Here is a 21,530-nt window from a genome sequence, read left to right on the forward strand (position 1 = left end):
CTACTGCTCTTTCTTTCCGGAAGTCAGTTTTCCAAGAACAATCACTGCCACCATGATCACAAAGATGGCTACGAAAATACCGCCCATTCCTTTTGCCATGATCTCCAGAGCAATCTCTACGTTATTCATGCGTATTTCCTCCTTACAGATACTGTGTGACAATGCTGATCACCAGGCCGCCTGCGATTACAGAGGCTACCTGACCGGATACGTTGGTACCGGCTGCCTGCATCAGGATGATGTTGCCCGGCTCTGCTTCTGCCGCCATCTTCTGTACTACGCGGGAAGACATGGGGAATGCAGAGATACCGCAGCCGCCGATCATAGGATTAACAGGGTTCTTGCCTGCCATCTTCAGGAATACATTGACTAACTTTGCAAAGAGCACACCGCCGATGGTGTCGAATACAAAGGCCACCAGACCTAAGCCCATGATCATCAGGGTTGCCGGATTTACGAACTGCTCCGCCTTCATGCTGAAGGAAATGGTAATACCAAGAAGCAGGGTAATTATATTTGCCAGTTCGTTCTGAGCTGCCTGGCTTAAGCTGTTAAGTACGCCACACTCACGCAGCAGGTTGCCGAACATAAGGAAACCTACCAGTGCTACGGACTGAGGAGAAATAAAGCCTACGATAATGGTAACTGCGATCGGGAAAGCGATCCTCAGGGTCTTATTTACACTCTTTGGATTATATTCCATATGGATGCAGCGTTCTTTATGGGTAGTTACAAGCTTAATAGCAAAGGGCTGAATGATCGGCACCAGAGCCATATAGGAATAAGCGGCCACCGCAATGGGGCCCATGTAGTTGGAGCCCAGCACCTGGGATACCAGGATGGATGTAGGGCCGTCTGCCGCGCCGATGATACCGATGGAAGCCGCGTCCTTTAAATCAAAGCCCAGCAGGCAGGCAATCAGGATAGCCGCAAAGATACCAAACTGTGCCGCAGCACCGAATAAGAACAGCACCGGCTGGCTTAATAAAGGACCGAAGTCGATCATGGCTCCGATACCGATAAACAGCAGGATGGGCATGGCCTCAGAAGCCTCAATGCCGGACTCAAACAGCCACTGGATGATACCTGCAGCAGGTACTTTTCCCTGAACCATCTGATCAATCACTCCAGAATAGGGCAGATTTACCAGAATGGCTCCAAATCCCAGGGGAAGCAGCAGGGAAGGCTCATATTCCTTCTTTACAGCCAGCCAGATCAGTACGATACCTACAATATACATGACCAGCTGCTGCCAGGTGACTGCCAGGATTCCTTCCAATAGAAAACTCATTGTTTCTCCTCCTTGTTATGCAGTGTACAGGGAAAACTCTCCATCTTTGTACACATTTGCAGTATTTTTTGCGCAGATTGGGGACGGCCGCCGTTCAAAATCCCTACGGCAGGTCGTCCCACTTCCGCATAACACTCATATTATAACTGATTTTTTACTGTTTGTCTGCTAATTTTTTGCAATATTCCATTTATTTCTTATAACTATTCAGGACAGCATTTCTTCCTGAACCGCTGTTGCATTTACAAAATCGGCAGATATCCCAGTGCAAGTCCCACCACCATAAAGATAGCGAAAATACCTACGCACCAGCGGAAAATATATCCCTGATACTGAGCCAGGGTGATTTCGGTCTGGTCCATCAGAAGGTAGATGAACGGAACCAGCGGGCTTAAGAAATGGAACGCCTGTCCCATAAGGGCTGCAAAGCCGATCTGCAGGTCTGTAAAGCCATAAGCCTGAGCAGTAGCAGCCAGCGGAGGCAGAACGCCGTAGTAGAAAGCGTCGTTGTTTAACAAGTATGTACCCGGAGCGCTGATTACTGCAATAATCACTGCAAAATAGCGTCCCAGAGACTCAGGAATTACAGATACCAGAAGTTCTGCAATGGCATTTGACATACCGGCATTTTCCGGGCCGTTTAATACGCCCATAAGTACGCCTGCGCCAAGAACCATCATAACTACATTGATCATATCAGGAGCCAGAGAGCTGATTACCTTTCTCTGAACCTTCTGATTTGGATAATTGATTACCAGTGCCAGCGCAGTTCCCACACCAAAGAGGATTGCGGAAGAAGCAAGACCCATGATCAGGGAAACGATGATAGCAGCTGTAAGAATCAGATTGATCCAGAGGCGGTTTGGACGCTTCCATTCCTGTTCTTCCTCGGAAGTCTCCACGGTGTGAACCTCATTAACCACATCCTTGCGCACGCCCAGACGCTTCCTCTCCTTGATGCCCAGGTAGTAGGCAACGCCGATGACATAAATAGCAGAAAGAGCCATTCCAGGCACCAGAGGCGCCAGAATCTCACCTGCATCCAGATGCATAACGGACATAACGCGGGCTGTAGGGCCGCCCCATGGAATCAGATTCATGATACAGTTCTGTAAGATGATCAGATTTGCCAGGTAGATCTTTTTGATCCCCAGACGGTTGTAAATAGGGATCAGAGCCGTACAGCAGATCATAACGGTTGTGGTTCCGTCTCCGTCCAGAGACACAAAGGCTGCCAGAACCGCTGTTCCAACTAAAACCTTTAACGGATCGCCCTTACACCAGGCTACCACCCTGTCTACCATAGGGTCAAACATTCCCGTAAGCAGCATAACGCCGAAATACAGGATCGCAAAAGTCATCATTGCGAAAGTGGAAGCCACGCTCTTGATCCCGTCCATGGCATAGCCGAAGGTATCCCAGCCATAACCGGCTAAAAGGCCAAAAAGGATAGGAACCAGGATCAGAGAGGTAAATGGGCTGAGCTTCTTTGCCATGATCAGTGCCATAAATACGATGATCATGCCAAAACCAAGTAACGCCAGATACATACAAAACCCTCCTTTTGCACGTTAACGCACCCTTTCGTCCGGGATGCGCCATTCCCGGACTGCCGGGCATACGCACATTTGATAGCTTGTATTATATCTGGCGTTTCTTAAAGGAATCAGTGTTTATTCTTACAATCCATTAAGATTTGTTAAAATAATGCTAAAATCTTCACTTTTCCTCCTCTTCCTCTGTTCCAGGCAGCTCTTTTAATGTAAGCTTTATCCTGTCAATAACCCTGTCCTCCACAGACTGGATCTCATAATCTGCTTCCTCCGTCTGAACCGTCAGAGGAAGTTCCTCCTCCTCAGGAATATGGCCCAGAAGTTCCATCAGATACCCCGAAAGCGTATCGCAGGCGCTGTCCATGTGCAGGTGCAGTTCTTCTTTCAGATCAAAAAGGGAAATGCTTCCTGATACACGGTAGACCCGGTTGGGCTCGATCTCCATGAGCTCGGGCTCTTCTTCCTCGTATTTCTCATGGATATCTCCCACGATCTCCTCGATCAGATCCTCCAGCGTAACCATACCGGATACGCCTCCGTACTCGTCTACCAGAATGGCCATTTTCTCCTTTTTGGCCTGCATCTGTTCAAATAAGGCGTCCGTGCGGAGATTTTCCGGCACAAAATAAGGCGGGAGCAGAAGGGAGCGGATATCCAATTCCTCAAAGGACGTTTCCCTGGCCTGGAGTACCAGAAGCTTGGTTGACAGAATACCAATGATGTTGTCCATATCCCCTTCATAAACTGGGATCTTGGAGTGCATGGACTGCAAAATCTCATCCAGATACGACTCCATCGGCTCTTCAATGTCGATGGCCACCATATCTTGTCTGGAAACCATAACCTCTCTGGCTTTCTTATCGTCAAAGGAGAAAATGGATGTGATCATCTCCTTTTCGATCTCATTAAACACGCCATTTTCGCTTCCTGTCTCTAAAAGAGACTTAATCTCCTCCTCGGAAACATCCGTCTCCAGAGTCTCACTGTGCATCCCCAGAAGCTTCAAAATGCCGCTGGTAGACAGGGTGAGCAGACGGATAAACGGGTTCATGACCCGCGAGATAAAATAAACCGGGCCTACGCAGAAAAGACTGAAGCCCTCTGCCTTCTGAAGAGCGATCCGCTTTGGCACAAGTTCACCAAAGACCAGATTAAAATAGGCCAGGATCACCGTTACAACGATTCCCGCTACCGTCTGGCTGTAGGGCACGTTCCACTGGTTCATCTTTACTGCCAGCTCCTGGGCGATACCTGTCGCCGCCGATGCGCTGGAGAAGAAGCCCGCCAGGGTGATAGCCACCTGGATGGTAGAGAGAAAGACCGTTGAATCCTCCATCAGGCGCTCGATCAGGGCGGCATTTTTATTGCCCTGCTCCGCCAGACGGTGGATCTTGTTTTTGTTGACAGATACCACAGCCATCTCAGATCCTGAGAAAAATGCGTTGATCAGAGTTAAGACCAGCAGGATGAGCAGCTGTGTGATGATACTGGCCGATTGTGGATCGGATTCCATAGTGAAAAATTCCTCCTTTTTTGCGGCGTCCCGAATCTGTGTCCGGGAACGGTTAATATGTATAAGCTACATTATACTGAAAAGAAGGGAATTTGTCAGCAAAAATTTTTTACATCCCCCATCAGACGGCCAATCTGTATTTACGCAGCCGCCGATCTGTGTTAAAGTAGCCGTATATAAACAGGTCAGCCGCAGGCGGCAGAATTTACACATAAGGAGCTAAAAAATGATCAGACACGTTTTCATGGACCTTGACAATACCCTTCTGGATTTCAGCAAAGCGGAAGCGATTGCAGTAAAAAAGACGCTGAACACTCTGGGGATTGAATGCCCGGAAGCAGTAATCCGACGCTACAGCCAGCTGAATCTGGCGCAGTGGAAGCTTTTGGAGCTTGGAACGCTTACCAGGGAGCAGGTAAAAATACGGCGGTACCAGCTGCTTTTTAATGAGCTTGGAACAGATGCTTCCCCACAGGAAGCAGCCCGTATCTATGAGGAACTGCTTGCTGTGGGACATTATTTTATAGACGGGGCGGAATGGCTTTTAGATTCCCTTTACGGAAGATATAAGCTGTATCTGGCTACCAACGGCACAGCCGCAGTGCAGAACAGCCGGCTCAAAAGCGCCGGGATCCGAAGATATTTTGAATATGTATTTATTTCAGAGGAGCTGGACTGTAATAAGCCCTCCAAAGATTTTTTTGAGCGCTGCTTTCAGAACATACCGGATTTTAAAACAGAAGAGGCGGTTATGGTCGGGGACAGTCTGAGTTCGGATATATTGGGCGGAATCAATGCCGGAATCAAAACGGTCTGGTTTAACCAGGAACTCATAAAATCCACAAACACCGGGGCAGTCCGTCCTGACTGTATGATCAAAACCTTAAAGGAACTGCCTGGCGTACTGGAGACAATGTAAAAAGAGTCCCCGCTTCTACCGGCTTTGCTTCATTTCTTCTTTATTTCCGTGAGCCCTCTTGCGCTGCCAGACAGCCGTATTCCTCATCTGTCACCGGCTCACACCATTCATTGCTAAGTTCCCGGCCTGGAGCCTCAAAGGCAATGTGGCTGAACCAGGAATCCGCTTTTGCTCCGTGCCAGTGACGGACGTTGGGAGGAATGACAACCACCATTCCCGGCCGCAGACTGACCGGCGCTTTTCCTTCCTCCTGATACCAGCCTTCTCCTGCGGTGCAGATCAGGATCTGGCCGCCTCCTTCTGCCGCCCGATGGATGTGCCAGTTATTGCGGCATCCCGGCTCAAAGCTCACATTTGCCAGAAATACCGGCGCCTTTCCCATTTCAGTCAGAGGATTTAAATAGGAATTTCCTGTAAAATAGGCTGCGAATGCTGTGTTTGGATTTCCTGTCCCAAATACATTTGCCGTTTCAAAATCTGCCTGATTATAAATTTTATCCGTTGTTTTCATTGCTGATCTCCTTTCGTATCTGCACTCTGATCTGTTTCCATTTCTTTTAATTATTGTATCTTTCTCTTTCTTGACATGGAAGAACCAAAATGATAATATCGCATTAACCAAACCTTAATACTCATGCGGCCGCTAATGGCTGCGCCTGTTTAAAAGGAGGTTATTTCCCATGTTCAACAGCCAGCTTACGGTTTTTGTCTGCGTGGCAGACTGCGGCAGCTTTAATAAGGCTGCAGAACAATTATATATTTCCCCGCCTGCTGTCATGAAAAAGATCAATGCCCTGGAAAAGCATCTGGATATGAAGCTGTTTGACCGCACCAGCCAGGGAATCCGTCTGACGGCTGCCGGAAAGGTAATCTACCGCCATGCCCGTTTCCTGTTTGATTATTCAGACAAGGCCATAGAAGAAGCAAAACAGGCTGCCGGCACGGCAGACACTACGTTCTGTATCGGCACCTCTCTTTTAAATCCCTGCAGGCCCTTTATGGATCTGTGGTATCAGGTCAAAGACCATTTTCCCGGATATAAGCTCCATATTGTGCCTTTTGAGGACAATCACCAGGGGATTGTGTCGGAAATCTCTTCCCTGGGTAAAAAATTTGACTTTCTGATCGGAGCCTGCGATTCTGCTATCTGGCTGGATCACTGCAATTTTCAGCCATTGGGCGTTTATCAGCACTGTATCGCTCTTTCCAGGGAGCACCGACTGGCTAAAAAAGCGCGGCTGACCATACAGGATCTTTATGGCGAGACCCTGATGATGGTCAAACAGGGGGATTCTTCTGTGGTAGACAGGATTCGGGCTGAGATTTCCTGTCACCCACAGATAGAGATTGAAGATACGCCGCAGTTTTATGATATGGAGGTTTTTAACCGCTGCGCCCAGACCCAAAACGCCATGGTGATTCTCGAATGCTGGCAGGAAGTCCATCCCGGACTGGTAACGCTTCCCGTGGACTGGGACTTTCCCCTTCCCTATGGACTGCTTTATTCCCTGAATCCTCCAGAAGATGTGATAAAACTCTGCTGCCTGTGTCATGGAGCAGAGGAGGAACCGTTACAAAAAAAATGAAATTTTGTTGTTGTAACAACATATTTTTTTCTTCTTCTCTCCTATAATCAGCGTATCAATCATATCTATAAATCTATCACGCGCACCCTTTACCGGGCCGCAGGCAAGGCGGTCCGGCCGAAGGATACAACAGGAGGAAATAATAATGGAATCTAATATGTTTTGTTACCAATGTCAGGAAACTGCCGGCTGCACAGGCTGTACACGGGTGGGCGTCTGTGGAAAGCAGCCCGATGTTGCCGCCATGCAGGATCTTCTGGTCTGGGTGACGAAAGGTTTAGCTGCTGTTACCACACAGCTGCGTCAGGAAAATGTTGCCGTAGAGGAAACGATCGACCATCTTATAACACTGAACCTCTTTACCACCATCACCAATGCAAATTTCGACAAAGAGGCAATCATTTCCAAGATTGAGCATACCCTTACGGTAAAGACAGCCCTTCTTTCTCAGGTAAGCGCTCCTGCTGCTCTCCCTGAGGCAGCCCTCTGGTCACAAGACCGCTCTCAGTTTGCTGCAAAGGCAGCCGTGATCGGTGTTCTCTCTACAAAAGATGAGGATATCCGTTCCCTGCGGGAGCTGATTACCTATGGCTTAAAAGGCTTATCCGCCTACTCTAAGCACGCAAATGTACTCTTAAAAAATGATCCTGAGACAGATGCATTTCTCCAGAAAGCACTGGCTGCGACGCTGGATGATTCCCTTACAGTACAGGATCTGATCCAGCTTGTTCTGGAAACTGGTAAATATGGTGTTTCCGGTATGGCGCTGTTAGATGAGGCCAATACGAAAGCATACGGAAATCCGGAAATCACAGCCGTTGATATCGGCGTTGGAACAAACCCCGGTATTCTGGTTTCCGGCCATGACCTGAGGGATCTAGAAATGCTTCTGGAGCAGACAGAAGGCACCGGGGTGGATGTGTATACCCACTCTGAAATGCTTCCGGCCCACTACTACCCTGCCTTCAAGAAATATGCACATTTTAAAGGCAACTACGGCAATGCCTGGTGGAAGCAGAAGGAGGAATTTGAATCCTTCAACGGCCCCATCCTTATGACCACCAACTGTATTGTCCCTCCAAAGGACAGCTATAAACATCGGCTTTATACCACCGGCGCAGCAGGCTTTCCTGGCTGCACCCATATCGGAGGAGAAATCGGGGAAATAAAAGACTTTTCTGACCTGATCACTCAGGCAAAGCAGTGTCCTCCCCCCGCAGAAATCGAACGCGGCCAGATCATCGGCGGCTTTGCTCACGCCCAGGTGCTGGCCCTGGCCGATCAGATCGTTTCCGCCGTTCAGTCTGGGGCCATTAAAAAATTTGTTGTCATGGCCGGCTGCGATGGCAGGGCAAAGAGCCGCAGCTACTATACCGACTTTGCAAAGGCCCTTCCAAAAGACACTGTGATCCTGACAGCCGGCTGCGCCAAATACAAATACAACAAACTAAATCTTGGCGATATAAATGGTATTCCCCGTGTTCTGGATGCAGGACAGTGTAATGACTCCTATTCTCTGGCTGTCATTGCGCTGAAGCTGAAGGAGGTATTCGGTTTAGATGATATCAATAAACTTCCTATCATCTATAATATCGCCTGGTATGAGCAGAAGGCAGTGATCGTTTTACTGGCGCTGCTGCACCTTGGAGTGAAAAACATCCATCTTGGCCCCACACTTCCGGCCTTTTTAAGCCCCAATGTGGCAAAGGTACTGACGGAGAATTTCGGAATCGCCCAAATCCGGTCAGTGAATGAGGATATCGCCATATTTTTCGGGGAATAAGAATAAGGGGCAGAAAACCGACTCTTCGCACAGGGCCGGTTTTCTGCTTTTCCTGCCATCCACAGCTAAGGAGATCTGGCTCTTTATCTATGAATGACGCGGTTTTTTCGGCGCAGGCAATTCCTCATACATACCATTCATAACCTGCTCCATCAGCTCTGTATTTTCCACTTCCTCCACAATTACCATTAAACTTTTTGAACCCTCATAGGGATATCCCCGCTCCGCATCAGGCAGCAATCGCAAGACAGATTCTGTCGGCTTTAAAAACAGAGTATTGTCACAAATATCTCCTGCCAGCTTTCCATTAAAATAAACACAGTATTCCCCCATCATTTTCCTTGTTGCAACATGGCCGGCTTTTTGAAGCTGCTCTAATACATAATCATGAAATTCCTTTGTCGTTGCCACTGTTCTCCCCCTCCTGGGCATAAAATCCCTTTTTATGGAACTGATACCATTTCAGAATGGTACTCTCATCTGAAATCTGCAGTTCCAGCATAACATCCCTGGCAAATTCCAATGCTGCCGTGCCATTGGCTGTAACGATTCCTCTGTCTCTCACACATTGCCGGGGAATAAATTTCTCCTCTGCCGAATAGACAGCTCCCGCCCAGGCTTTCATATCCTCACGATCGTTGCAGGTGTGGAACACTGTATTCAGAATACCTGCCGTCCCCAGAAATGCAGCTGCGTCACAAATACCGCCGATCACTTTGGCGTCATTTTCCGCTTCCTGTAATATCGGTTTTATTTTTCCCGCATCCTCCTCTCTCCATCCTGTTCCTCCGATCAGAATGATTCCTGTAAAATCCTTCGGACAGCTGTCAATGGAATAATCCGCACACACATGAAATCCCCCCATTGATACTACCGGATCCGATGACCATGAAACTGTTTTTAGCTGGAATCCTTCGCCTCCCAGCTCCTGTATCCCCGCTGCCAGATATGCAGCTTCCCAGTCCGCGTAGCAGTTTTTTAATACCATTAAGACCGTATTCATTTGCCGCTGTCCTCCTGTATTCTTTCCCTTGTGGAATTTTTCTTTTCCTGTCTGTTGGCTGTCATACTGAAACAGACACAGCCATCTCACAGAGTCTTCAATTTTTTTATCCTCCATATTTCTTTACGATATTTCCCGCTCTTTTAAAAAGCTCGTCTCTCAGTTTCTTTGGTTCTGTCACTGTCACTTTGTCTCCAAAGGTAAGCATCCATGATACCAGACTCTCAAAATCCGTATACTCCCCCTTAAAGCAGATGTTTCCGGCTTTATCCTCTGTAAAACAATACGGACCGTACTCCTCCACCACACGCCATTTTACATCCGGCGTAAAAACTGCCTCCACATATATGCCTCCGGGAAACCGTTTCTTCACAGACAGATCTGGAGCAGGCACCTTTCGAACCTCATACACCGCCTGCCCGCAGCTCATTTCCGCCATACGGTTAAGCTTAAACAGCCTGAAATCCTCCCTCGTTTTACACCACCCATACACATACCAGCTTGACCACTTAAATATCAGGAAATAAGGTTCTATGGTTCTGTGGCTTTCTTTGTCAGGCGCATAATAATCAAAGGAGATCTCATGGCGCTGTTCAATGGCAGTCTGGATAAGAGACAGCTTCGGCTCTATGGCTTCTCTGTACCATGAGGACAGATCGATCAATATAAAATCCCTCCCGCTGATCAGGTCGGAGGAACCTGGCTTTATTTTTTCCATAAGCTGCCCATAATACTGACTGCCGCTTACACTGTCCAGGCTTCGCAGCCCGGCCATGATCATCTGCATATCCTTTGAGGTAAGGAGCGTCCTGTCCATAGCATAGCCTTCCATGATGCGGATCCCGCCGCCAGTCCCCTGAATTGTCTGTATGGGAATCCCTGCTCTGCAAAGATCTTCTATATCTCTGTTAATAGTCCTTCTGGAAACCTCAAATATTTCAGCCAGTTTCGGGGCTGTTGTGACCTCCTGCCGCAGCAGAACAGAAAGAATTCCTATAAGTCTGTCTATCTTCATTTCACACCCCCTAACCATATCCTAACACATAAAACACGCCACCTATATGTCATGTTTATTATCTATACATAAAAAAGTGACACGTCCTATCGTTATATGGTATCATAACATATGGAAATAAAACAAAAAAGGTCTGTACTGCCGATACGCTAAAAAAGCACCACTCTCAAAACAGAACCGCCGGTGATTTTCAAAGATGATATATCTTGTAGAGTATCTATGTATATGCTATCATAAACAATAAGAGGATACACACGCCTCCTGCTTATAGCAGACCAAATGAAACGGCCCATAGGAATTGCACCTGCGCAGCCATATGGTACGTTTATTGGGATTTTCCGGTCATGTATATCCGCCAAGGCCTTAATCTTTCAGTTTTCAATCATTGGAGGAATCGTATGCTTACACCCATGCAAACCAGAAACACTGCCAGAGAGTTACAGGAAAATTTCCGCAGATTAAATATAAACTTAGACTCTGCGCTGTCTGACCTTCAAATTTCAGGAGAAGAATTGAACCGGGTTCTTACCATGAATCGCCCTGACCCCTCGAATGTCTGGAAAGTCCGGGATTATTTGGAGGACAAGCTAAAGGAGCGAGGAATAGAAATGTACCCTTTTTCAAGGCTTGCAGACCACCAGGCAAACAAATGGTTTTCCTATGAAACACCCTGGAGAAGAAAATCATAGCGTCTGGACAGTGTATCGGAATAATCAGGCGGTACACCTGTCAAAGATGCAATGCAAATATAAGAAACTCTCGAATCCGCTTTACTTTTTCCTCCTTCTCCAGATGATCGGCCAGCAGGATGCCAAGCTGTCCATACACACAGAACATTGCAGCCGTCTGCAGATCCTTCATCTGGATCTCGCCCTTTTGCTGCGCCTTTTGAAGCCGTTTTTCTACAATCGGCACCAGTTTTTCGCATACTTTAATAGAAAGCTGATCGTGAAATTTCTTATTTTTTGCACCATGAAAAACGGAATAATAAGAGGAATTCTGATCTTCCGCCACAATTGGCATAGTTTCAATCATCTGCCGCAATGTTTGATCACGGCTTATCTGTATACCTGTAAACGACTCCACCAGCTGATCTGCATACTGCTCAACGGCACTGTCAAACAGTGTTTCTTTTGATGGAAAGTAACGATAGCATAAGCCCTGTGCCACACCGATCGCCCTTGCAATATCAGCGATCGAGGTCTTTTCATATCCCTGCTCCCCAAATAATCTGAGAGCAGTGTCTAATATCTCTTGCCTGCGTACTTCCGGTTCCTTTGTAATCCTCATATCCGAATCTCCTTTCACAGCATCTGTCCCCATGGAAAAAACATCCATACAGCCCAAGCCCATTATTTCACCCCGGAAGCCATACATGAGGTACTGCCAATCCGTTCCCAGGATACATCGTGAAAATATTTTAAAAGCATGGTAATAATTTCTTCTTTGGAGTATATCTTCACATCTCCTTCTTTGCTGTGGCGCATATAGAAATTCATAACCACACGTCCCGCAAAGGGAAGCCAGCAATCTCCCATCAGAAAAACGCCGCCTGGTTTCAAAACCCGGTGTATCTCTCCCAGTACATTCTCAGGAGCCGGGTAATGGTGAAACGAATCATTACAGTATACCACGTCAAACGAACGCTCCAAAAAGGGCAGCGATTCACTGTCTCCTAACAGGAGTTTAGCCTGCTCCGGCAATTTTTTCCTGGCGACCGCAAGCATTTCATCTGACAAATCAATGCCATACAGTTGTTTGGAGCTATCCTCCTCCAGAATCCGTTTCATCATTTCCCCGGTCCCCCATCCCAGATCCAGTGCAGAATAAAATGGAATCTGTGACAGCCGTTTCAACAGAGCCGGATAAAGAGACCGGGCGTGTTGTCCCCTCATATCGTTATCATAGGTGGGGGCTTGTTGGTTAAATGCAGCCTTTGAAGTTTTCTTTCTATCATCCATATTCTGGCCTCCTTTTCCTATCATCAGTATAGCAGTGTTTTGTTAAATGTCAATGAATGAATATTATTCATTTATGTTTTAAATACAATTTATCGTTCTGCTCTTAAAATGTAGAGAACTGGGCTGCTGCATCATCCCTAGTAAATCCCTGAATCTCTTTATAAATTTAAAGAGAGAGCAATCGCACTACTGTGCTATACTCTCTCTTTATGACTTATTTTAGTATTCTGCTCCCATGGCCAATCACAAAATGAACACGCAGGTCTGCGCTTATGTCGACTTCTTCTAATCCCATCTATACTGCGCATACCAGTCAGTTGACATATAGATTGCAACAGTCCAGCCTTCGCCCAGGCGTTGCAACGGCTGGACTTGCCGATTCTCTACACACCGTCTGAAAACAGAGAGCGCAGCCCCGTTGCAAAAAATAACTAATCCGCTGGTTCATCAGGTAGGTAAACAGTAGGCAAATCTGATTCTAATGTTGGCTAAACAAACGCAACTGCTTATTATTTACGAGTTAAGAGGCAGATGGTTTCAATATTCGCCGTACAAGGAAACATATCCACACAACACACCTTCTCCACCCGATACCCGCTCTCCTGAATCAGAACCAGATCTCTGGCCAGACTGGTAGGCTTACAGCTGATATAGACGATCCGGTCTACACCGAACTCAAGGATTTTTCCAATCGCCTTCGGATGTATCCCATCTCTTGGCGGATCCAGGATAATCAGGTCGGGACGGTCCGTCAGCGCATCAATAACCTTTAACACGTCCCCGGCGATAAACTCGCAGTTATCCAGTCCATTGGCAGCGGCATTCGTTCGCGCAGCCTCCACAGCTTCTTCTACAATTTCCACACCCACCACCTTTTTTGCCACCGGGGAGGTGATCTGAGCGATAGTTCCGGTACCGCTGTAAAGGTCAAATACTACCTTGTCTTTTGTTTCACCTATGTACCCTCTGGCAGTCTCGTACAATACCTCTGCCCCCAGGGAATTGGTCTGGAAGAAGGAGAAGGGACTGATCCGGAAGGTAAGTCCCAGAAGCTCTTCATAAAAATATTCCTGGCCCCAGAGCACTGTGGTTTCATCGCTCTGAACCACATCTGCCAGGCTGTCATTACGGATATGCAGAATACCGGCAAACGATCCCTCCAGAGGAAGCAGTTTGAGCATTTCCATCCAGCCCTTTAATACCTCCTGTTCCTCTGCCCGGCCGTCTCCCTGACCATCCTTAGCAAATCCCTCCGTCTGCCCTGATGTAACCAGCGCAGTCAGGATCTCCCCTGTTTTTACCGCCCGGCGCACCAGCAGATGGCGAAGGTATCCTGTATGCTTAAGCTTTCTGTAATATCCGATCCCACGGGCGGAAAAATACTCCAGCGTGGCTTCCAGGATACGGCAGAAGTCCGAATGAACAATCTGACAGCCTGGAGTGGTGACAATATCATAAAAGCTGCCTCTGCGGTGCATTCCCAGGGCCAGCGGGCCGTCCTTATATGCATCGCCAAAGGAAAATTCCATTTTATTCCGATAGCCCTGAGGCTCGGGGCTTCCCTTGATCCCTTCAAATTCATAGGAGTCGCAGACCTCATCAATCAGCCCTTTGACCTGTTCTGCCTTGATTCTCAGCTGCTCCTCGTAAGGCAGGCCCTGATACAGACAGCCGCCGCAGACTCCGGCGTGCGGACAGGCCTCTTCTTTATATTCTAACGGAGACGGTTCCAGCACCTCCAGAAGACGGCCCTCACTCTTCCCCTTCCTCCTCTTATTGATAACAAAGCGCACCTTCTGACCGGGAATCGCATTTTTTACAATGATCCTCTCTCCCTCCACATGAAGGATTCCTTTGTTTGGAAAATCAATCCTTTCTACAACTGCCTCGCAGATATCACCTTTTTTCAATGCTGTTACTCCTTATCCTAAATTTGCCGCCGAAAACGGCGAAGGGCCGCACAAACACCCCTTTTTGCCGAATCCCACGGTCTCCTTTTCAAAGAAACAGCCGGAAACCCTTTCGGCCATTGCGCCTTTTGTTTCCGGCTGTCGCCCTCTCTCACCGGGATAAGTCTATACTTCCGTGTCCTCGGTATCTTCTTTCTTATCCTCTGCCTTCTTTACCGGCTCTTCATCCTCGAAGAAGTCATCGTCGAAATCATCATCAAAGTCATCCTCGAAATCTTCCAGATAATCCGGTGTAAAGAAACGGTATACGGCATAGGCGATGCCGGCCACAGCCGCTACAGCGCCGATAATGGCCAGTATCCAGAGGATGCAGTTTCTCTTCTTTTCATCCTCTTCTCTCTTGTGGATCAGTTCATTGATCCGACTGGTGTTCATAAGTTCCTCCATACGGCTTAATGCTTCTTTTCCCATGGCATCCAGTCTTTCTCTGTCAAAACGATTCATGGCATATCCGTCCTTTCTTGCAGTAACGGGAAACCCTGCGGCTCTGTCTGGTTTGCTGTCCTTATGCAAAGCCGCCTGGCTGCCCGGCGTCTGGCTATTTATATTATATCATGAAATACAACTTTTTACTATCCCATTTCTTTTCAGTTGCTCCAATTTAAATTTTTTTCAGTTTTGCAAAGCAGGCCATCATTTTTCTCTGACCGCTGGTGTCAAACTCCACTGTCACTTCATAATCTCTGGCTCCGTCTGTGATCTTCTTTACTGTGCCGTCACCAAAACGGTCATGACGAACCCGGTCTCCTTCCTTATACTCTAAAGTTTCCGCCTTCTGGACGGTGAATGTCTTTCCAAATCCTGGATTCTTTCCAAATCCAGCTTTCGTTCCCTTTTCCAGTCCGCCTCCAGTACTTTCTCCCCTTAAGCCGCTGCCGCCGGCACCTTTGCTCCCGCTCCCAAAATTTGCCGTCTTTGAGGCATAAGCATTATACCCCTTTCCAAAGGTACTCACCGTCCCGCTTCCAGGCTGATTCCATGGCAGCCCTTCCTCATCAGAGCCAGGCTTCATGCCTGAAACGCTATAACCGCCGGTAAAATATGTATTTCCAAAGGTGCCGCCTGTTTCATTTCCCAGAGCCGGTTCCAGCCGTTCTTCCCGCAGAAGGCCTGCCGGAATCTCTTCCACAAAACGACTGACCTTGCAGTATCTGGTCTCTCCATGGATCATGCGCTTTCTTGCCGCCGTAATCACAAGTTCTTTTTTCGCCCGGGTGATTCCCACATAGCACAGTCGGCGCTCCTCCTCCATATCCGTCCGATCATCTGAAGAAATCGCCATCATTCCTGGAAACAGGCCGTCTTCCATCCCTGCCAGATATACTTTGGGAAATTCCAGTCCCTTGGCGCTGTGAAGCGTCATTAAAGTAACTCTGTCCTCGGAGGAATCCACATTGTCGATATCAGCCACCAGCGCCACCTGTTCTAAAAATTCATCTAATGAGGGATACTGGGCGTCCTCCTCATAGGCCACCACCTTGCTGATCAGCTCCTCAATATTTTCCATACGGGTCTCTGCCTCGATCTCGCCCTCGGACTGAAGTTCCTCCTCATACCCGGTTTCCTCCAAGATAGCCTCTATCAGCTCCTTAATGGAATACTCCTCCGACTGTGCCATGGAGCGAAATCCCTCAATCTGTGCCGTAAAACGGCCGATCTTCTCCACCGCCTTTCCAAGCCCCGGCACCATCCTGGCGTTCCCAAGAGCGCCGTAAAGGCTCATGCCATGCTCCGAGGCAAACACCGTCACTTTTCCCATAGAGGCAGCGCCGATTCCCCGCTTTGGCACATTGATAATCCGAAGAACCGACAGATCGTCGACTCCGTTGGCAATGGTCTTTAAATAGGCAAGAATATCCTTAATTTCCTTTCTCTGGTAGAAATTTACGCCCCCTACCAGCCGGTAAGGCACATTGTAAAAAATACACCGCTCCTCCAAAAGACGTGACTGGGCATTGGTGCGGTAAAGTACCGCCTGATCCTGACAGGGGCAGCTGCTGTCCCGAATCTGTCTTGCAATGTAATCCGCCTCATCCCTTGCAGCCTCAAACTGTTTAAAGAGAATCTTATCTCCTGTACCATTAGCCGTCCACAGAGACTTCTCCTTTCTTCCCTGATTGTGGCGTATCACACCGTTGGCTGCGTCCAGAATATTCTGGGTAGAACGGTAATTCTGCTCCAGCTTAATTACCTTCGCTCCCGGAAATGTCTGCTCAAAGCTTAAAATATTTTCAATATCCGCTCCTCTGAAACGGTAGATCGACTGATCATCATCGCCTACCACACAGAGATTGCCGTATTTAGAGGCCAGAAGGCTGATTAACTTAAACTGAGCCGTATTGGTGTCCTGATACTCATCCACCATGATGTAGCGGAACCGTTCCTGATAATGCTCCAGAACCAGATGGTTATTCTGAAATAGTTCTACCGTCTTTACAATGAGATCATCAAAATCCAGCGCATTGTTCTTCTTAAGCTGATTCTGATACTCCTTATAGATCTCCCCTACCTTCTTCTGACGGAAATCCTGCCCTGCGTTTAAAAGAAATTCCTCCGGCGAGATCAGCTTGTCCTTGGCAGAAGATATAATGGACAGTACCGACCGCTCCTTATACTGCTTCGTATCAATATCCAGCGTTTTAAATACCTGTTTCATCAGTGTTTTCTGGTCGTCACTGTCGTAAATGGAAAAGCTGGTGGTATATCCCAGATTTTCAATATAACGGCGCAGGATCCGAACACAGGTGGAATGAAAGGTGCTGACCCAGATGCTTTCTGCCCCAAAGCCTACCAGGGCGTCCACCCTTTCTCTCATCTCACCGGCCGCCTTATTTGTAAATGTAATCGCCAGGATATTCCAGGGATTGACCTCTTTTTCATCAATTAGATAGGCTATTCTGTGCGTTAAAACCCTTGTCTTTCCCGAACCGGCTCCCGCCAAGATCAAAAGCGGCCCTTCTGTGTGAAGCACCGCCTCCTTCTGCATGGGATTTAATGTATCATAAATGCTCATACTGTATACCGCCTTTTTCTTTTCATCACTGCCCTTATGGACAGATATCCATTATAGCATATGTCCTATTCCTGGGAAAGACCTTTCGCAGCTCTCATTTTCTTCTTGCTATCTGGTTTTCAATACTATATAATATATACAGCAATATAACATCATGTGTTAAACCGAGGTGAATATAGATGCGATCAAATGATGAACAGCTGGCCGGCCTCCTTTCCTTTTTAGAAGCCCAGACCCATGTAAAGCCGGAGGAGATTCCCAATATTGACCTGTACATGGATCAGGTTACCACCTTTATGGAGGAGCATTTAAAGGACTCCAAGCGATACGAGGAGGATAAGGTTCTTACGAAAACCATGATTAACAACTATGCCAAAAATAACCTCCTCCCCCCTCCGGTCAAGAAAAAGTATTCCAGAGATCATATGCTGATGCTGATCTTTATTTACTATTTTAAGAGTTTGCTGTCCTTTCACGATATCGAAACCTTTTTTAAGCCCATTACAGCAAAGCATTTTTCTGCACAGGGAGTCTCTGATCTGTCCCTGGAGGACATTTACCATGAGGTTTTTTCCCTTGAAAGCGAGGAGATGGAACGCCTGAAAGCAGACGTTTCCGCCAAGTTTGAGCGGGCCATGAAAACTTTTTCAGATACCCCCGCAGAATCCGAAGATCAGGAGTATCTGCGTCTCTTTTCCTTTGTATGTGAACTGTCCTTTGACGTATATCTGAAAATGAGGCTCATTGAGCGGATTGCCGATCAGCTGCGCAGGGACGAGCCTCCTGTGAAAAAAAAATAATGATTTGCAGCCGTCAAAAAGACCGTCCCGGTCACGGATGGATCCTTCACATCCATCCGTGAAACCGAAACGGTCTTTTTGATGATACTCCTTACTTTGCTGTAGCTTCCCTTCTATTTTTTTCTGGCGTAAGGCGTATTCTTAAGAGGCAGCTCTGTTTCAAAGATATGATTCTGTTTATAATAGGCGCCGGCCACTGCGGGCGCTGTGGGAATCGAGGTAATCTCGCCGATACCGATGGCACCAAAAGCCACGTCAACACCCTGTTTCTCTATAATCACCGTCTCCACCTCAGGAGCCTTGTCTGCGCGGAACAGCCCCAGAGTTCCATATTTCGCCGTGGGCACACAATCCTTTAATGGATACTGCTCTGTCAGAGCATAGCCGCAGCCCATGACAATACCGCCTTCTACCTGGCCCTGGGCGCTCATGGGATTTACTACCTTTCCCACATCATGGGCGCCTACCATTTTTTCAATGGTTCCGTCCTCTTTTAAAATACACAGCTGGGTCGCGTAGCCGTACGCCACATGGGAAACGGGATATTCCACATCAGACCCCATCTTATCTGTTTTTGCCAGATACTCCCCGTAGAACTCCTTTCCATTTAACAGCGCTACCTCCTCTGACGTAAAGGTCACAGCTGCCGTCTCCGGGCTTTCCTTTGCAACCATTACGTTGGACAGGCAGGCGCTTGGCATTTCTCTGGCCTCGTATCTGCGGCCGGTGGCCTCAAAGAGGGCTTTTCTTAACTCCTTGGCCGCCCTCCTGCAGGCTTCTCCCGTTACCAGGGTCTGCCTGGAGCCGGAGGTAGTTCCTGAATCAGGCGCCATGGAAGTATTGGGCCGGTGGTATTCGATCTCATCCATGCTGATGCCTGCGCTCTCTGCCAGCATCTGTACCAGCACCGTTCCCACGCCCTGGCCAATACAGGAAGCGCCTGAATGGATATGAACCTTTCCGCCCTCTACGATGAGACGCACACGGCCCGTATCCGGGATTCCCACACCTACGCCCGCATTCTTCATGGCACAGCCGATCCCAACATAAGGATGGCTGTAGTAAATATCCTTTACCGCCTCCAAGGTCTCTGCAAGACCCGTTGACGGATCGGCGATCTGGCCGTTTGGAAGGATCTGGCCGGGACGGATGGCATTTAAATAGCGAAACTGCCACGGATCCATACCGCACATTTCAGCCAGCAGATTTAAATTCATCTCTGTGGCAAAGCAAGTCTGTGTCACTCCGAAGCCGCGGAAGGCTCCTGCGGGCGGATTATTGGTATACACTGCCTTTCCGTCAATATCGATCACCTGGTAATTATACGGCCCTGCCGCATGGGTACAGGCCCTCTGAAGCACAGGGCCGCCCAGAGAGGCATATGCGCCTGTATCGGAGATCACCGTTGCTTTCATCGCGGTCAGACGGCCGTTTTCATCGCAGGCTGTAGTCATTTCAATGCTCATAGGATGGCGTTTGGGATGAATCAGCAGGCTTTCTTTCCGGGTCAGTTTTACCTTAACAGCCCGCCTGGTAATATAGGCAATCAGAGCGGCCTGATGCTGAACTGTCACATCCTCCTTCCCGCCAAAGCCGCCGCCTACAAGCATATTTTCCACGATCACTTTCTCCGGCGGAAGCCCAAGAAGGATGGAGGTTTCGTGACGGGTATCATATGTACCCTGATCTGTGGAATAGATCAGCACGCCATCATCAAGGGGCATGGAAATGGCGCACTCCGGCTCTAAAAAGGCGTGCTCAGTCCAGGGCGTCTCATAGCGGCGTGTTACTTTATACCTAGAAGCAGCGATTACCTCATCCGCATTGCCTCTTACCAGATGCTCATGACTTAAGACGTTGCCGGAGGAATGTATAAGAGGGGCCCCCTCTGCCAGGGCCTCCGCAGGACAGGTCACCGGCTTTAATTCCTCGTACTCCACCTCTACCAGAGCTTTGGCCTGCTCTAAAATTTCCGGTGTCTCCGCGGCTACGATACAGATCGCGTCTCCCAGATACCGGGTTGTGTCTCCCACTGCAATCATGGTATCCCAGTCCTGTTTTAAATGTCCCACCTTGTTCTTTCCGGGAATATCCTCTGCCGTCAGTACACACACTACACCAGGAAGCGCCTTTGCTTTCTCTGTGCGGATCGCCTTCACAATGGCTCTGGGATACCGGGAACGCACGGCGCTTCCATAGATCAGACCCGGAAAATCCACCTGATCCAGATCATCCACATATTTTCCTGTGCCCAGTACCTTTCCTTCCACATCTACACGATGAACCCTGCTGCCTACCTTAATCATCTTCTCCTGCTTATCCGGAGCCATATTCTCCCGCAGCATCCTGGCTGCCAGCCAAATGGCATCAATGATCTTTTTATAGCCGGTGCACCGGCAGTAGTTATTGCGGATAGCGTATGCAATTTCCGGACGGCTGGGATCGGGATTCGTATCCAAAAGTCCCTTGGCACAGATCACCATACCCGGAATACAGAAGCCGCACTGCACCGCTCCCGCCTCGCCAAACGCATATACATACACGTCCTTTTCCCTCTGGCTTAGGCCTTCTACGGTCAAAATGTGCTTTCCGGCCAGACGCCCCATCTTCTGTACACAGGACTTCGTCGCCTTTCCATCGATCAGAACCGTACAGGTGCCGCAGGCACCCTCAGAGCAGCCGTCCTTTACAGATTTCAGACGCAGATCATTTCTCAGCACGTCCATCAGTTTCCGCTCTTCATCAGCTTCCACCTCCTGGCCGTTGATCCAAACTTTACAATAAGAGCTCATAAAACCCCTCCACTTCTACACCCCACAAACGGATCTGTTCATCAGTTCTTGTTTTTGCCTCTGCCGGAGCCGCCCAGGCCATCCCGCAGCCTGCGCTGATCTGCCTTGGAACAGGGATCAGCCGGCCGGGAATCTCATGTTCTCTTGCACACTGCTCCATCTTCATGGCTTCTGTTGTGGCGCGAAACGTATACACTGCCTTTAACGTCTTTACCCTTGCCATGGGCTTCTCCTTTCTTTTATCCGTCCTGTTTTCAAAAATTGCGTTATTTCTTTAACATCTATTCTGTGTATCAGGCCCGGCGGGAACCTTCCTTCCCCTCCGGGCCTG

Annotated in this window: 20 protein-coding genes; 5 read left to right on the plus strand and 15 right to left on the minus strand. The window is 48.3% G+C overall.

The genetic code is table 11. The annotated features are described in order from the left end of the window. From HW447_RS18115 to HW447_RS07110, 4 genes are all read right to left on the minus strand, one after another. Positions 1-129, minus strand: coding sequence for an OadG-related small transporter subunit (locus tag HW447_RS18115; RefSeq protein WP_330589086.1), 129 nt, complete (start codon positions 127-129; stop codon positions 1-3). A gap of 13 nt (positions 130-142) precedes the next feature. Further along, complete coding sequence (locus HW447_RS07100) at positions 143-1,291, minus strand: sodium ion-translocating decarboxylase subunit beta (protein WP_176254629.1); 1,149 nt, start codon at positions 1,289-1,291, stop codon at positions 143-145. A 242-nt stretch (positions 1,292-1,533) separates the two neighbouring features. Further along, positions 1,534-2,841 carry a CitMHS family transporter gene (locus tag HW447_RS07105; protein ID WP_176254630.1) on the minus strand — a complete coding sequence of 436 codons (1,308 nt, stop codon included), beginning with the start codon at positions 2,839-2,841 and terminating at the stop codon, positions 1,534-1,536. A 169-nt stretch (positions 2,842-3,010) separates the two neighbouring features. Continuing rightward, a complete protein-coding gene (locus tag HW447_RS07110) occupies positions 3,011-4,357 on the minus strand; it encodes a hemolysin family protein (RefSeq protein ID WP_176254631.1) in 1,347 nt (448 codons plus the stop codon). A 226-nt stretch (positions 4,358-4,583) separates the two neighbouring features. On the opposite strand from HW447_RS07110, the gene HW447_RS07115 reads away from it, so the two are divergent. Beyond that, on the plus strand, positions 4,584-5,276 hold the full coding sequence (locus HW447_RS07115) for a YjjG family noncanonical pyrimidine nucleotidase (RefSeq protein ID WP_176254632.1): 693 nt from the start codon (positions 4,584-4,586) through the stop codon (positions 5,274-5,276). A gap of 40 nt (positions 5,277-5,316) precedes the next feature. Here the strand turns inward: HW447_RS07115 and HW447_RS07120 are convergent, their stop codons facing one another. Continuing rightward, positions 5,317-5,787 carry a cupin domain-containing protein gene (locus HW447_RS07120; RefSeq protein ID WP_176254633.1) on the minus strand — a complete coding sequence of 157 codons (471 nt, stop codon included), beginning with the start codon at positions 5,785-5,787 and terminating at the stop codon, positions 5,317-5,319. Positions 5,788-5,956: 169 nt separating this feature from the next. Here HW447_RS07120 and HW447_RS07125 point away from each other — a divergent pair, with 169 nt between their 5' ends. Further along, positions 5,957-6,862: a LysR family transcriptional regulator gene (locus HW447_RS07125; RefSeq protein WP_176254634.1), complete on the plus strand. Its 906-nt coding sequence runs from the start codon at positions 5,957-5,959 to the stop codon at positions 6,860-6,862. Positions 6,863-7,007: 145 nt separating this feature from the next. Then, positions 7,008-8,645 carry a hydroxylamine reductase gene (gene hcp / locus HW447_RS07130; protein ID WP_176254635.1) on the plus strand — a complete coding sequence of 546 codons (1,638 nt, stop codon included), beginning with the start codon at positions 7,008-7,010 and terminating at the stop codon, positions 8,643-8,645. Positions 8,646-8,732: 87 nt separating this feature from the next. Here hcp and HW447_RS07135 read toward each other — a convergent pair whose 3' ends face one another. From HW447_RS07135 to HW447_RS07145, 3 genes are all read right to left on the minus strand, one after another. Then, the gene (locus tag HW447_RS07135; protein ID WP_243176234.1) at positions 8,733-9,056 is read right to left on the minus strand and encodes a TfoX/Sxy family protein; all 324 of its coding nucleotides are present in this window, start codon (positions 9,054-9,056) and stop codon (positions 8,733-8,735) included. Beyond that, positions 9,031-9,648, minus strand: coding sequence for a DJ-1/PfpI family protein (locus HW447_RS07140; protein ID WP_176254637.1), 618 nt, complete (start codon positions 9,646-9,648; stop codon positions 9,031-9,033). Before HW447_RS07140 ends, HW447_RS07135 begins: the two co-directional genes overlap by 26 nt. Positions 9,649-9,754: 106 nt before the next feature. Continuing rightward, positions 9,755-10,663, minus strand: a complete 909-nt coding sequence (locus HW447_RS07145) for a helix-turn-helix transcriptional regulator (protein ID WP_176254638.1) — start codon at positions 10,661-10,663, stop codon at positions 9,755-9,757. Between the two features lie 398 nt (positions 10,664-11,061). Here HW447_RS07145 and HW447_RS07150 point away from each other — a divergent pair, with 398 nt between their 5' ends. Then, positions 11,062-11,352 (plus strand): DUF2316 family protein, encoded by a 291-nt coding sequence (locus tag HW447_RS07150; RefSeq protein ID WP_176254639.1) that lies wholly within the window; start codon positions 11,062-11,064, stop codon positions 11,350-11,352. A gap of 40 nt (positions 11,353-11,392) precedes the next feature. On the opposite strand, the gene HW447_RS07155 is transcribed toward HW447_RS07150, so the two are convergent. The 5 genes from HW447_RS07155 to HW447_RS07175 all read right to left on the minus strand — a co-directional run bounded on the left by HW447_RS07155 (position 11,393) and on the right by HW447_RS07175 (position 17,607). Continuing rightward, entirely contained in the window at positions 11,393-11,953 is a 561-nt protein-coding gene (locus HW447_RS07155; RefSeq protein WP_176254640.1) for a TetR/AcrR family transcriptional regulator, read from the minus strand. 62 nt (positions 11,954-12,015) lie between these two features. Continuing rightward, a complete protein-coding gene (locus HW447_RS07160; RefSeq protein ID WP_176254641.1) occupies positions 12,016-12,624 on the minus strand; it encodes a class I SAM-dependent methyltransferase in 609 nt (202 codons plus the stop codon). 509 nt (positions 12,625-13,133) lie between these two features. Continuing rightward, positions 13,134-14,534: a 23S rRNA (uracil(1939)-C(5))-methyltransferase RlmD gene (rlmD, locus tag HW447_RS07165; RefSeq protein ID WP_176254642.1), complete on the minus strand. Its 1,401-nt coding sequence runs from the start codon at positions 14,532-14,534 to the stop codon at positions 13,134-13,136. A gap of 165 nt (positions 14,535-14,699) precedes the next feature. Further along, on the minus strand, positions 14,700-15,038 hold the full coding sequence (locus HW447_RS07170; protein WP_176254643.1) for a DUF4366 domain-containing protein: 339 nt from the start codon (positions 15,036-15,038) through the stop codon (positions 14,700-14,702). A 157-nt stretch (positions 15,039-15,195) separates the two neighbouring features. After that, complete coding sequence (locus HW447_RS07175; RefSeq protein ID WP_176254644.1) at positions 15,196-17,607, minus strand: ATP-dependent helicase; 2,412 nt, start codon at positions 17,605-17,607, stop codon at positions 15,196-15,198. Positions 17,608-17,786: 179 nt separating this feature from the next. Between HW447_RS07175 and HW447_RS07180 the strand changes: the two genes are divergently transcribed. Next, positions 17,787-18,407 carry a DUF1836 domain-containing protein gene (locus tag HW447_RS07180; protein WP_176254645.1) on the plus strand — a complete coding sequence of 207 codons (621 nt, stop codon included), beginning with the start codon at positions 17,787-17,789 and terminating at the stop codon, positions 18,405-18,407. Positions 18,408-18,520: 113 nt separating this feature from the next. Here HW447_RS07180 and xdh read toward each other — a convergent pair whose 3' ends face one another. Both xdh and HW447_RS07190 read right to left on the minus strand, forming a co-directional pair. Next, complete coding sequence (gene xdh, locus HW447_RS07185; protein WP_176254646.1) at positions 18,521-21,199, minus strand: selenium-dependent xanthine dehydrogenase; 2,679 nt, start codon at positions 21,197-21,199, stop codon at positions 18,521-18,523. Then, the gene (locus HW447_RS07190) at positions 21,183-21,422 is read right to left on the minus strand and encodes a DUF3343 domain-containing protein (protein WP_176254647.1); all 240 of its coding nucleotides are present in this window, start codon (positions 21,420-21,422) and stop codon (positions 21,183-21,185) included. Before HW447_RS07190 ends, xdh begins: the two co-directional genes overlap by 17 nt. Positions 21,423-21,530 lie beyond the last annotated feature (108 nt).

It is taken from the genome of Enterocloster alcoholdehydrogenati (genome assembly GCF_013282095.1).
GTDB classification, from domain to species: domain Bacteria; phylum Bacillota; class Clostridia; order Lachnospirales; family Lachnospiraceae; genus Enterocloster; species Enterocloster alcoholdehydrogenati.

Coding starts and splice junctions, on each gene's coding strand:
- HW447_RS18115 (WP_330589086.1), bottom strand. CDS start 129: ATGAATAACGTAGAGATTGCTCTGGAGATCATGGCAAAAGGAATGGGC.
- HW447_RS07100 (WP_176254629.1), bottom strand. CDS start 1,291: ATGAGTTTTCTATTGGAAGGAATCCTGGCAGTCACCTGGCAGCAGCTG.
- HW447_RS07105 (WP_176254630.1), bottom strand. CDS start 2,841: ATGTATCTGGCGTTACTTGGTTTTGGCATGATCATCGTATTTATGGCA.
- HW447_RS07110 (WP_176254631.1), bottom strand. CDS start 4,357: ATGGAATCCGATCCACAATCGGCCAGTATCATCACACAGCTGCTCATC.
- HW447_RS07115 (WP_176254632.1), top strand. CDS start 4,584: ATGATCAGACACGTTTTCATGGACCTTGACAATACCCTTCTGGATTTC.
- HW447_RS07120 (WP_176254633.1), bottom strand. CDS start 5,787: ATGAAAACAACGGATAAAATTTATAATCAGGCAGATTTTGAAACGGCA.
- HW447_RS07125 (WP_176254634.1), top strand. CDS start 5,957: ATGTTCAACAGCCAGCTTACGGTTTTTGTCTGCGTGGCAGACTGCGGC.
- hcp (WP_176254635.1), top strand. CDS start 7,008: ATGGAATCTAATATGTTTTGTTACCAATGTCAGGAAACTGCCGGCTGC.
- HW447_RS07140 (WP_176254637.1), bottom strand. CDS start 9,648: ATGAATACGGTCTTAATGGTATTAAAAAACTGCTACGCGGACTGGGAA.
- HW447_RS07145 (WP_176254638.1), bottom strand. CDS start 10,663: ATGAAGATAGACAGACTTATAGGAATTCTTTCTGTTCTGCTGCGGCAG.
- HW447_RS07150 (WP_176254639.1), top strand. CDS start 11,062: ATGCTTACACCCATGCAAACCAGAAACACTGCCAGAGAGTTACAGGAA.
- HW447_RS07155 (WP_176254640.1), bottom strand. CDS start 11,953: ATGAGGATTACAAAGGAACCGGAAGTACGCAGGCAAGAGATATTAGAC.
- HW447_RS07160 (WP_176254641.1), bottom strand. CDS start 12,624: ATGGATGATAGAAAGAAAACTTCAAAGGCTGCATTTAACCAACAAGCC.
- HW447_RS07170 (WP_176254643.1), bottom strand. CDS start 15,038: ATGAATCGTTTTGACAGAGAAAGACTGGATGCCATGGGAAAAGAAGCA.
- HW447_RS07175 (WP_176254644.1), bottom strand. CDS start 17,607: ATGAGCATTTATGATACATTAAATCCCATGCAGAAGGAGGCGGTGCTT.
- HW447_RS07180 (WP_176254645.1), top strand. CDS start 17,787: ATGCGATCAAATGATGAACAGCTGGCCGGCCTCCTTTCCTTTTTAGAA.
- xdh (WP_176254646.1), bottom strand. CDS start 21,199: ATGAGCTCTTATTGTAAAGTTTGGATCAACGGCCAGGAGGTGGAAGCT.
- HW447_RS07190 (WP_176254647.1), bottom strand. CDS start 21,422: ATGGCAAGGGTAAAGACGTTAAAGGCAGTGTATACGTTTCGCGCCACA.